Annotated in this window: 9 protein-coding genes; 2 read left to right on the top strand and 7 right to left on the bottom strand. The window is 51.4% G+C overall.

Features of this window, described 5'->3' with window-relative positions; translation table 11 throughout:
- Positions 1–15: 15 nt before the first annotated feature.
- From L9W92_RS14040 to L9W92_RS14015, 6 genes are read right to left on the bottom strand one after another with little or no spacing between them, the layout of a single operon-like run.
- Positions 16–903, bottom strand: a complete 888-nt coding sequence (locus L9W92_RS14040; protein ID WP_240084396.1) for a phosphatidylserine decarboxylase — start codon at positions 901–903, stop codon at positions 16–18.
- A 25-nt stretch (positions 904–928) separates the two neighbouring features.
- The gene (locus L9W92_RS14035) at positions 929–1,540 is read right to left on the bottom strand and encodes a CDP-alcohol phosphatidyltransferase family protein (RefSeq protein ID WP_240084376.1); all 612 of its coding nucleotides are present in this window, start codon (positions 1,538–1,540) and stop codon (positions 929–931) included.
- Positions 1,533–3,314 (bottom strand): B12-binding domain-containing radical SAM protein, encoded by a 1,782-nt coding sequence (locus tag L9W92_RS14030; RefSeq protein ID WP_240084375.1) that lies wholly within the window; start codon positions 3,312–3,314, stop codon positions 1,533–1,535. The genes L9W92_RS14035 and L9W92_RS14030 overlap by 8 nt, the downstream gene beginning before the upstream one ends.
- A 30-nt stretch (positions 3,315–3,344) precedes the next feature.
- A complete protein-coding gene (locus tag L9W92_RS14025; RefSeq protein ID WP_240084374.1) occupies positions 3,345–5,588 on the bottom strand; it encodes an acyl-CoA dehydratase activase-related protein in 2,244 nt (747 codons plus the stop codon).
- Positions 5,578–6,864, bottom strand: coding sequence for a BadF/BadG/BcrA/BcrD ATPase family protein (locus L9W92_RS14020; RefSeq protein WP_240084373.1), 1,287 nt, complete (start codon positions 6,862–6,864; stop codon positions 5,578–5,580). Before L9W92_RS14020 ends, L9W92_RS14025 begins: the two co-directional genes overlap by 11 nt.
- A 5-nt stretch (positions 6,865–6,869) precedes the next feature.
- Positions 6,870–7,712 carry a phosphatidate cytidylyltransferase gene (locus tag L9W92_RS14015; RefSeq protein ID WP_240084372.1) on the bottom strand — a complete coding sequence of 281 codons (843 nt, stop codon included), beginning with the start codon at positions 7,710–7,712 and terminating at the stop codon, positions 6,870–6,872.
- Positions 7,713–7,940: 228 nt separating this feature from the next.
- Here L9W92_RS14015 and L9W92_RS14010 point away from each other — a divergent pair, with 228 nt between their 5' ends.
- Together L9W92_RS14010 and L9W92_RS14005 are read left to right on the top strand one after the other, a co-directional pair.
- Complete coding sequence (locus L9W92_RS14010) at positions 7,941–9,497, top strand: ABC transporter ATP-binding protein (protein WP_240084395.1); 1,557 nt, start codon at positions 7,941–7,943, stop codon at positions 9,495–9,497.
- Positions 9,449–10,105 carry a cyclic nucleotide-binding domain-containing protein gene (locus tag L9W92_RS14005; RefSeq protein WP_240084371.1) on the top strand — a complete coding sequence of 219 codons (657 nt, stop codon included), beginning with the start codon at positions 9,449–9,451 and terminating at the stop codon, positions 10,103–10,105. The genes L9W92_RS14010 and L9W92_RS14005 overlap by 49 nt, the downstream gene beginning before the upstream one ends.
- Here L9W92_RS14005 and L9W92_RS14000 read toward each other — a convergent pair.
- Entirely contained in the window at positions 10,100–11,677 is a 1,578-nt protein-coding gene (locus L9W92_RS14000; RefSeq protein WP_240084370.1) for an SDR family NAD(P)-dependent oxidoreductase, read from the bottom strand. The genes L9W92_RS14005 and L9W92_RS14000 overlap by 6 nt on opposite strands.
- Positions 11,678–11,785 lie beyond the last annotated feature (108 nt).

Below are 11,785 nucleotides of genomic sequence, written 5' to 3'. Positions count from 1 at the left end.
GAAGAAAACATTTGCTCAGGTTTTGCGGCCGATCGCTTCTCCCGCCAATACTTTCACTTCATAACCTCTTTCTGTCTGCAGCAGGATATCTTCATCAACCGCTGCGGCCCCTTTCTCCAAAAACAGCAGGATGGTTGAGCCTCCCAGCTTGAAGTATCCTTTTTCATCCCCCCTGGCGATGGCGGTATCCGGCCGGTAGGTTTGGATAATAGAACCGACAAAGGCGGCTCCGATCTCCACATAGGTGATGTCTCCGAAATTCGCTGACCGCAGGGTGCTGACTGCTCTCTTGTTCCGGCAAAAAAGCCCCGGTATGGCCTGCAAGGCGATCGGGTTTACCGAATAGTAAAAGCCTTTTACGCTTTTACTGCCGGCGCACCTGCCGCTGTCGATGAAATGGAAACGGTGGTAGTCCGCCAGCCCAAGGCGCAATACCGCGCATACCCCGCCCCGGTACTTGCGGGCCAGTTCCCTGTCCGACAGCAGCTCTTCCAGAGCATAGGAAAAACCTTTGATCTGGATCACGCGCTCAATATCAATATTGTCCCAGGCCCGCATCTTCCCGTCTCCGGGCGATAAGAGGAGACGGGGATCAGCCGCGAACTCTCTTGCTTCCGGTTTGAGCTTCCTGGCAAAGAACGCGTTAAAGCTTTGAAAATCATGGAGATCGTGGATGCATTCCGACATATCGATGCCGTGTTCTTGGACAAAGCCTTTAATTTTGCCGGCGCTGAAGCGGGAATCATTCAGCCTGCCAAGGATAAAGGGGTAAATCTTCCGTTTTAAAAGCAGTTCCAGCCCCAGCCGGCCCAGAACGGTATTGTATGTACTTTTAATCGAGTCTTCTCCCGCCACCTTCTCCTGCTCATAGCCTTTGGTCTTTCTATTATAGATTTTATGGATTTTGCTCATGCCGGTCTCCCCGGTCTTATAATTTAATCAAACCCATTATGACTGCCGCCGGCATGATCACATACAGGGATATTGTAAACCAGCCGTTTTTGTCATATTTGAAGGAGGAATTCATCAGGAGCGCCAAAAGGATGAACAAGGGATACATAAAATACAGCGGCTCCCCCCGGAAAAAAGCGAGGTGCAAGATCATGGCCAGGAGGACCAGCGCGCCTGCGTGGGTAGTGCAAATTCCGGTAAAGCAGTTTTTGCCCCCGACCTCAACCAAACCCTCCAGATTGTAATTGGCCAGCCTCCACACGCCCGACAGCCCGTAGAGATAAAGGGCGCATACTGCCCAGAAGCTGTTAAACCCCAGGGAATAAGCCATCAGAGCAGGGAAAACCACAAAATTAACGGCATCGGCCAGGCTGTCAAGCTCCCTGCCGAACTCGGTCTCCGCTTTAAACCTCCGGGCCACCAGGCCATCCAGCCGATCAAACAGTAAAGTCAGGGCATAAAGGACAACGGCCAGCCGGTAGTTTTTTTGCAAAAACAGGAGGTAGGCGCAAAGTCCCGTGCCTATTGAAAATGCAGTGATCAGATTCGGAAGATTGACATGCTTTAAGGTCGGAAAAATTTTATGCATGGTTAACCCCCACACCTGGATTACGGGCCATCGCCAAGGGTGACGCAAGGGCTTCCGGGAAGTGCCTTTGCAAATAATAGTATTCTTCTGAGAACCCGTGCACGCCCATACGCCTGAGGATTTTTTTCCCAAGAAGCGGGTTGCCGTATAGCGAATTGACCATTTCCAGGGCTTGTTTATAGCCGATCCCCTCCGTTACCGAATAGGTGGAAGGATCGTCCGCAATAACTCTTCCTTCCTTGGGAACGATGCCGTAGTGCTCCAGATGATCATAGATATGGCTTCCAACCGCTAAAACCCAGGGGTTTGCGCTGATAACGGCTATTTTGTCACTGTTCTTTTCCAAAAAAGAAATGGTCTCCCGGGCCTCATCCATGGTTTCCGTGGGAAACCCGAACATCACGTGCAATTCCACAGCGATGCCGTTTTCAGCGCATTGATCCAGAATATGCTGGGCGGTTTCATGGGAATACCCCTTTCTCATTGCAGAAACAATTCTCCGGCACCCTGATTCAAAACCAAAGGAAAGAAACCGGCAACCTGCTTTTGCCGCTAGCTCAATCGTATGCGGCAGCCCTTTTTCAAAACGCATCATGGTGCCGAAATATATTTCTATCCCCTCCTGTAAGATTCTCTCCGCTAAAAACCGAAGCGTTGCGGGAGGCATCGCTTCATCTGTAAATACGATAAAATCTACGCCATAGTGCTCTTTATACAGTTTTATATTTTGGATGATCTTTTCTTGGGGAAGCCGGCGCCAATTGCTCCCGATTGATTCGGCCAGCACGCAAAAAGCGCATTTGTTCCAATAGCAGCCTCGCGCAGACATCAGCGGCGCAAACACAAGGGGCGTGAGATATTTCTTGCCGACAGGCAAATCCTTTAAATCAATCAGAGGCAAATTACCGGTCTCAATTGTATCCGAATGGCGATTGACTTTAAGGGCCTCCAGCTTCTTGTCATAGTATAGAAGCCTGGGGACGTGCCGGTACTGCCCATTCTTTTCCATACATTTACACAGCGCCAGCAACGGTTCCTCGCCTTCCCCATAAATACCGAAGGGATGCAAAAGCCTGAGCAGGTCTTCTTCCTGTTCTTTCTTCGTACTGACGGGACCGGTCCCGTCTTTATAGACAGCGTCACACATGATGGAAAAAAATGAACCCCCGCATACTATTGGCGCCTGCAAGGCGTTTCGTATTTCAGCGGTTAGCGACAATCCCGGGAACAATTGACTTTCGTAACTATAAGAGATACCGATTAAATCCGGCTGAAACTCCGCAATCCGGGGGATCAGCTTTTTTTGATAGTATTCCAGGAACGGATTTTCGGATTTGTTCCGGAGCATGCTCTCGCTCGCATAAAGACAATTTAACGTGTGGATGGTAGGCAAATTCACCAATGAAGTAAATAATAAGGCATTATTGATTGCTGCGGCAGCCGTCTCGAAATTATCCTTACTGATGTTGAATCCTTCTTCTCCCCACACCTCTTGCACAACAGCAAAATCCCGCTCGATGCGGTTGCTGATTTTGGTTATTTCTTCTTGCTCAGGATAAGAAAATTCCGGCCCCAAGGAGGCAAATACAGCCCTTGCCGCTTGTATTTTATCTTTTAGTCTTTCCGGAAACAAATTAAAATGCAGGAATTCTATGGATGTGTCAATCGTCGCCGCCTCTATGCCCTCCTGGCGCAGATAAGAGGATAAAGCCATGATGCTGAGGGGCGGCGTAAAAGGCGCCAATCCGGGAGGACTTAATAAAACAACTTTCATAAAGTATGGCTCCTTTCCAAGCTATCCGGTTCAGGCGTTTTCAAAGGCAACCGCAAGCATCAGCTTGATCCTGTTTAGCTGGTTAACCTCGCTCGCTCCCGCGTCATAATCCACGGGAATGATATTGGCCTTGGGGTATCTTCTTTTCAACTCCTTGATCATCCCTTTCCCCGTTATTTGGTTGGCCAGGCAGGCAAAGGGCTGTACACACACGATATTGTTAACGCCGCTCTTAATCTGCTCCAGCATCTCACCCGTCAAAAACCATCCTTCGCCGGCCTGATTGCCCAGAGACAATATCTCGCCAGCCGCTGCCGCCATTTCCGTCAACTCGGGAGGCGCTTGAAATCTGCGGCTGCTTCTCAGCGCCTTTTTCATGTCTTTTCGGTAATACTCCAGCAGCCCCATGACGGTTTTATCCGCCAAAAGCTTCTGTTTGCTCCAGGCAAGCTTTTTGTATTTGAAGTCAGAGTCATAAGCATTATACAGGAGATAATTCATGATACCAGGGACGATAATCTCGACCCCGCTGTCCTCCAGGATTTGCACGATATTGTTATTGCCCAGGGGATGGTACTTCACAAAGATCTCTCCCACCACCCCGACCCTGGGTTTGGTGATCCCGCGGATTGCCAGGGAGTCAAAATCCCGCACAATGCCGTAGATATTCCTCGCAAATTCGGCTTCGCCGCCGTTGCCGACGGACCCTTTGCATCTTTCAACCCATTTTTCATACAGACGATTGGCCGCGCCTTTATCTTTTTCATAAGGCCTCACCTTGTGCAACACCTGCATCAGCAGGTCGCCGTAAACAAGGCTCATGACAAACTTCCTGAGCAGTGCCGGGGTCATTTTGAGGGCCTGATCGCCGTCCAGGGCCGTAGGGCTGAAAGGAATCACCGGTATATTGGCAAAGCCGGCGGCTGCCAGGCCTTTCTTCATAAAACCGATGTAATTGGTGGCCCGGCACATCCCGCCCGTATGATATACGGCCACAGAGGTGTTGTCCGGATCATACCTGCCTGCTCTTAACGCCTTGACGCATTGACCGATGATCAGCACCGCGGGGTAACAGGCATCATTATTGACGTATTTCAGACCCTCGTCCGCAATGTCCCTGTCTTCGCCAGGCACCGCGGACAAGACCTCCAGATCGTATCCGGAAGATTTAAAGGCTGCTTCAAAAAACTGATCATGGAAAGGTGATAACTGGTATAGCAAAATTTTATGTTTTTTTGCCGTTTCTCCTGCGGGCAGCTCCGCTTTCCCGGCCTGGTCCGCCTGTAAAAAGGCGGGTGGAGTCTTTCTCTCCTGAACCGCCGCTTTTAAGGAGCGGAGCCGGATCTTGAATATGCCCCTTTTGCTCATTTCATCAATTTTAACAGCGGTATGAATCTTTCTGCTCTTTTTCAATATTTCCCTCACCTGCTCCAGGGCAATGGCGTCAAGTCCGCAGCCGAAAGAATTGAGCTGGACCAGTTCGAGATTGTCCGAAGCGGCGACCAAGGCTGCCGCCGCGTAAAGTCTTGACTGGTACATCCATTGGTCGATAAAAATAAGCGGCCTTTCAATCCTTCCGCTGTGGCAAATTGCATTGACCGAAAGCACCGCCATGCCTAAATCTGTGATCATATCGTCAATCCGGTGATTGACTTCAGGGTCCAGGTGATACGGTTTTCCCGCCAGCACAACCCCCGTTGTGCCGGTTCGTTCCAAATACTGCAAAGTTTCCTCGCCTTTTCTCTGCAAATCTTCCTTAACCTTCAGCGCCTCTTCCCTGCCCCGGCCCACGGCGGCGGCTATTTCTTCTTGCGTGACGCCGAAATTTTTAAATTCCTCAAAAAGCCTCTGGACCAGTCTTCCTTCATCGTTGTACGGTAAAAAAGGACTTAAGAAGAGAATATTCCCGTCCCGCAGGATGTCCATGTTGTTTCTGATGATCTCCGGGTACGAGGTCACAATCGGACAGTTGTAATGGTCGTCGGCTCCCTCGATCTCTTTTTGCTCATAGGGAAGGCACGGATAAAATATCGTTTTTATCCCCTTATGAACAAGATGGGCGATATGCCCATGGACCAGTTTCGCAGGATAACACAGCGTTTCCGAAGGGATGGTATCCATTCCCGCTTCATAGATGGCCCGGGAGGATAGCGGGGACAGTTCCACCCTGAACCCCAGCCTGGTGAAAAATCCGAACCAGAAGGGATAGTTCTCATACATATTAAGCACCCGGGGAATGCCGATGACACCCCTTTTGGCTTCTTTAAGGCTCAAGGGGGTGTAGGAGGATGAAATCAACCCCGGGAAGAAATTTGCGGGCAGCCTTGTAGTGGGCAATCGTTTCCACCACGCCAAGATCGAGGCGCAAGGCAGTTTTCAGCAACTCCTCCCCGTAGCCTGTTACCGCCGCATTGGCGATGACCGTATGCTCCGGCAGCTGCCTGTAGATCTCGCGCAATATTTCTTTTGCCCTCTCCAAAGGCTTTCCTTCGTTATTTGCGTAGTAGGAATACAGCACTTCCTCTTTTTCGTTGATCAGTACGGCTTTGATTGTGGCAGAGCCCGCGTCGATGCCCAAAAAGCAGCGGCCTTGCCCATCACCGGCAGCCCTGGTTTTAAGCTGCGCGTCCTGATGCCTCCGGTAAAAATCATCTTTCTCCTGCTGGTCCCGGAACAACGGGCGCAACCGCTTAACCTCCCGGACGGCCATCCGGTCCAGGGACAAAACTTTTCTCCGGAAAGCTGCAAAAGGCCTGCTTTCTTCCCGCATGGAAGCCGCTGCCGCCCCGATGGCCACCAAAACAAGGGAATTTTCGGGAAGGATGGCCTCCTTGTCCTCAAGCCGCAAGGTTTCTATAAATCTTTCCCGCAGGGCGGGCAAATAGGTAAGCGGACCGCCCAAAAACAGCACCTTGCCTTTGATCGGCTTGCCGCAGGAAAGACCGCTTACAGTCTGATTGACCACCGCTTGAAAAACGGAAGCGGCGATATCCTCCTGGTCGACGCCTTCGTTGATCAGCGGCATGATGTCTGTCTTGGCGAACACACCGCAGCGGGAGGCAACGGTATGGACGGCCCTATGGTTCGCGGCAAGCTTGTCAAGGCCTGCCGGGTCCGTATTCAGCAGTACGGCCATCTGGTCGATGAAAGCCCCCGTCCCCCCGGCGCATATCCCGTTCATTCTCTGGTCGACGCCTGTTTGCTCAAAATAGATTATTTTTGCATCCTCGCCCCCCAGTTCAATGACAACGTCGACTTTTTCCCTGAGTGTCCTGACGGCCTTTGCGGTTGCCACCACTTCCTGGATATAGGCGGCATCCAGCCACCGGGCCAGGGCAACGCCTCCAGAGCCCGTGAGCATGATGGTAATTTCCGTGTTTTCCAGGACGGGGACCGCTTCATTCACCATCTCCGCCAGAGTTTCTTTGATATTGGAAAAATGCCGCCTGTAGCTGCCGTACAAAAGCTCCTTTCCCTCTATTGCCACCAGCTTTATTGTGGTCGAGCCTATATCCAAGCCCAGATGCAACAGTCTTTTTTTCTCGAGCATACCCTTTACCATCCCTGCAGCATGAAATAAAGTACGGGCGCGGCAAACAGAATATTGTCGAATCTGTCCAATATTCCTCCATGGCCCGGTAATATATGGCCGAAGTCTTTGATCTCCAGCTTTCTTTTTACGGCTGAAAACAGCAAGTCTCCCGCGTTGCCGAAAATAAACAGATACGCTGCCAGCAGGGAGGCCTTGGCCGGGGAGCATCCTTGCAATACGGGAATGAAGGAATAGAGGAGGACCATCCCCGCCACCAGTCCGATCAGCCCGAACAGATAGCCTTCCAGGGATTTGTTGGGACTGATGGTCTTGAAAATTTTCGTCTTGCCGAAGCTCTTTCCGAAATGATACCCAAAACCGTCATTCAACTGCAGCAACAGGACCAGCGCGATCACCCAGCCGCAATTCATGCTGTAAATAGCAGTCAGGCTTACCGCACAGGGCACCAGGACCAATAATATCAAACCGCACAAATAGTATCGGGACCGCACCTGCTCTTTTTTTCCTGCAAAAGCGATCACGCTGGTGAGTAAAAACAGCGGTATGCTATAGTGCAGCAAAGGTTCGTGCAGGAAAAGTACGGTCCCCCAGACTAGGGCGATCATAATCCACGGCATGCTCTTCTCTTTTACCGGCCTGGTGATTTCACAGACACCCAGGCCAAGGAGCACAGCCGTAAACAGCGTGAAGGCGTATGGCCCTCCCCATAAAACGAGGCACAGGATATGCAGGACGATGGTAAGCGTGATTATCCGGTCAACGGCTTCTTTTTTCTTTTTTCGCCAAGCAAAAACGCCAAAAACGCAGTTTATCAATAAACAAAGGAGATAAAACCTGATAATCAAGCAAATACCCTTCCCTCGCTATTGCCCAAAGCTTTTCGCGGCAAACCCGCAAGATCCCCATACTTTTTTATTTTAATTGCCATAGCAGGAAAAATCATTGACGATTTTGCGGTTTTGGCCCCTAAAAGGGGGGCTTTTTAAAAAATTTTTTCAACTATTTCATTTTGTTGACATCTTCTTTGGGCGGACTATACAATAGCACTAAAAAGTGAAGGTTGTGTATTCTTGATGAGGCTGCTTTTGCGCAATATTTTATCGTTCTTTGGCGAGAACAAGGGATATACGGTGTTATACTCCCTTGGCGTTGTCATCATTGTCATTCTCGAGTGCATTCTGCCTCTTGTATTAAAAATTGTGGTTGACTATATCATTATTCCTAAAGACTATCGATTGTTTTCCCTATTAATCCTGGGCTTTGTGGTTACAGTCTTTTTGTATGCCTCCTCCATGCTGCTGATGAATGTTCTGTACGCCAAGCTCTATGCCAATGTTTTCCTGAATTACAACAATCGTCTCTTTAATAAGATACAGCAGCTTTCCATGTCCTACTTTTTTAAGACGCGTCCCGGTCAAATTCTTTCCCATTTCACCTCTGATTTGGAGAGCATTGAAACCCTTTATAAAATAGCCATCCCCGCCTGTATTTTTGCCGTACTGAAAATAATCGTCAATACCGTCATCGCCTTCGCCTTGGACTGGAGGCTTGCCGTCCTGTCCTTGATCGGGCTTGCGGCGACCTTGCTGGGGCCGTATCCCCTGGATAAGAAAGCGTCTCCCGTCAACAATGCCCTAAAAAGCAGCAAATCCCAGATATTGTCTCTGGGAGAGGAAAGCATCTCTGCTCAGTTAGTTGTTAAATCCTTTAATATGCAGAAAATCATGCGGGATATCTTCTTAAAAAAGGCTCGGGAGCGGGCCAAGTACGACTCCCAGGCCTTTAGGATCAGTGATATGATTCAAAATTCACGCCTGATTTTTTTCACCATCTTCGGCCTGGCCCTGCTTGCGGCGGGCTCCTATTTGGCCATGCGAGACAGTATCACCGTGGGTACGGTGATCGCTTTTTTCTCACTCTTTTCAGCCTTCGGAACTTCCATCGGATACCTTGCCGCCAACCTGCGCGTCCTTTCCGACAGCAGCGTCTCCGTCCGGCGCATTGAGGACTTCATGGATACGGACCCCGCTGTCTGCGATGCGGAAGACGCTGTTGAGGTCGCCGCCTTTAACACAAGGATCGCATTTAAAGATGTCGTTTTCGGGTACCAGGAACACGAGCCCACCCTTAAGAACATCGACCTCTTTATCCCCAAAGGCTCCCTGGTCGCCTTTGTAGGTCCCAGCGGCTCCGGCAAATCTTCAATTTTAAACCTGCTCCTGCGGTTTTACGACGTACAAAAGGGTAGCATCACGATTGACGGGCGCGACGTGCGCAGTATTAAGCAGCATTCCCTCCATCGTCTGATCAATATCGTATTGCAGGAAAACTTTCTCTTTAACACCACCATCCTGGAAAATCTCCGGCATGCGAACCCGGAAGCAAGCATGGAGGAAATTGTTGCCGCCGCCAAAGCCGCTGAAATTCATGATTTTATTAGCGGACTGCAGGACGGCTACCATACCATGGTCGGAGAAAGGGGAAGCGGGCTATCCGGAGGCCAGAGACAACGGATCGCCCTGGCCAGGGCGCCTTGCTCTGCCGGCCGGCCATCCTGCTCCTGGATGAAGCCACCTCGGCCTTGGACCCCAGGACCGAAGCGTCGATCAATCAAACCTTGCTGCATATAGCCAGGGAAAGGACGTTAATCTCCGTAACGCACCGGCTGTCATCAGTGAAGGACTACGATATGATCATCGTAATGGATCAAGGCGGCATAGCGGAATGCGGCAACCACCAGGAATTGCTGCAGAAAAACGGCATCTACAGCAATCTCTGGGAAAAACAGTACGGCTTTGTCGTGGATGACAGCATGCAATATGCCGAGATCACCGCGGAAAGGCTGTCCAAGCTGCCTCTTTTCGGTCGGCTGGACCATAGGCTGCTCCAAATGATGGCCGATATGTTCGTCTCCGAGCAGTTTGCTTCGGAGCGGACCCTTATTTACGAAGGAGATTACGGGAACAAATTTTATATCATCGTCCGCGGGCAGGTTGAGGTTTTAAAGAAGCTGGCGGACGGCACGGAAAAAAGACTTACCGTGCTCCATGACGGCGACCATTTCGGAGAAATCGCTCTCCTCCGGAACATCCCCAGAACCGCGACGGTGAGAGCCCGCACCCCGTGTCTCGTGCTGTCGCTGCAGCGGGAAAAATTCTCCCGGATACTGGAAACCGCGCCTGATATCAAGAAGGCTCTGGAAGAGGAAGCGGAACTTCGTTTCCGCGGGCAGTCATAATCCCATATTATAAAAATATATCTCCACTTGTTCCATCAGCGCGAAGCAGGCCTGCTCCCGGTTGAAAAAGGCCAGATCCGCGACAAATTTATGCGTATTTTGTTGCAGCACCGTCAGCTGGCAATGCACCGGCCCTTCTTTTTGCTGCTTCGGTGAGATGCAAAAACGTCCGATCCGCATAGGCAGAGAAGGTTTGCGATAGTATTGATAACCCCAGAGCCGCGCCAACTGCAGCCCGCCGTCCATCAACACCGGAGCCGTAGCCAGGTCAAGGTCCCGGTCCCGCTCTTTCCTTGAAGGCCAGTCCAACCGGCCCATGCCTCCCGCAGCGTGCACGGAATGAAGCTGCCGCACGACTTGAAAGCTGGGTCCGTGGAACAAGTAGTCCCCGTATATCCGTTCCCGCTCCATTTCCCATGGCATGGAGCCGCCATGCTCCGGAGGATCCGCCGGCTTCATTGAGGCGGCTTGCTTCCCCAGCACCAGTTGCCCCGCATAATAGGCGGCGCCTTTTGGATCTTCCAGTTGCAGGTGCACGCGAATACCTTGTTCTTTTTCAGCGCGGACGGCCTTTCCTTTGATCAGCAGCGTGCGGGGGGCGTTGTCCAGCTGATGGATGCGTATGCCTTTCAAAACGCGCAAGGCTTCCCCGTGGGAGATGGGCAGGCCCGGATACAAGCTTTGCGCCAAACGGTGAAACCATTCATTCACCAAGACCATCGGGACGACCCGGTGGTCTTGAATCCGGTGGTCCTCCAGGAAACGGTTCTTCCCGGGCTCCAGCACCAGATGCAGGCGAAACTCTCTTGCTTCTCCGGCCATGAAGGAGGCGGCCCCAGGCCGCGCCATGCCGACAACGACCTCGACCTCGCGGGGGTTGGCTCCGCAAGCCTCTTCGGCAAAAAATTCCGCCCCCGCACTCCTCGGGATCAGGGCAACCCCCTGGGAAGCAAAGTGTTTTTTTAAGGCGGCGTCTACCATTCCGCCTTCCCACGGTCCCCAGTTAAAGGACTTGACGAGCGCATTTCCTCTGGCTTTCTTTTGCTGCCGCGCCACTTTGTTCATAATCTCATTGGCCATGGCATAGTCGCACTGGCCGATATTCCCTTCCCTGGCGGCTGCGGAAGAAAAACAGGCGATCAGCTTTAAATCGTCTCCCTCCGTCAGGCGCAGCAGGTTCTGGAAGCCTTTGACCTTGGTGGAAAAGATCCGCTGAAATTGTTCATCCTTTTTGTCTTTGATCCGCTTGTCAGCCAAAACCCCCGCACCGTGAACGAGGCCATGAATCGCGCCCCATTTCTCGCGCAGGGGCAGCACGGCGCGCTGCAAGGCTTCCTCCTGCGTGATATCCACGGCAAGATAACACGCCTCGGATCCTGCTTGCTTGAGTTGCGTGATGGTTCGCCTGATCTCCCGCGCAGCCAATAGAGCACGGACCTTTTTTCTTATTTCCAGCGGCGCCGGGCTTTCGCCAAGGCGTAAGGCCCGTTCGGACAAAAGCCTGGTCAACTGTTTTTCGTCTTCCTCTCCGGAAAGACCTTCCTCCTCTTGGGTTAAATAGCCTCTCGGCATTCGCCGAGGCAGATGGCACAAGGCTTTGCTTGAACCATCGTTATTGAATTCCTCCTACTTACCATAGAGGAATTTTTTTTAAATCCGCATCCAATTGGGAATTCGGAT

Origin of the sequence: Pelotomaculum terephthalicicum JT (assembly GCF_022410535.1) — a bacterium.
Taxonomy (GTDB): domain Bacteria; phylum Bacillota; class Desulfotomaculia; order Desulfotomaculales; family Pelotomaculaceae; genus Pelotomaculum_D; species Pelotomaculum_D terephthalicicum.
This window is presented reverse-complemented; position numbering and strand designations above follow the sequence as displayed.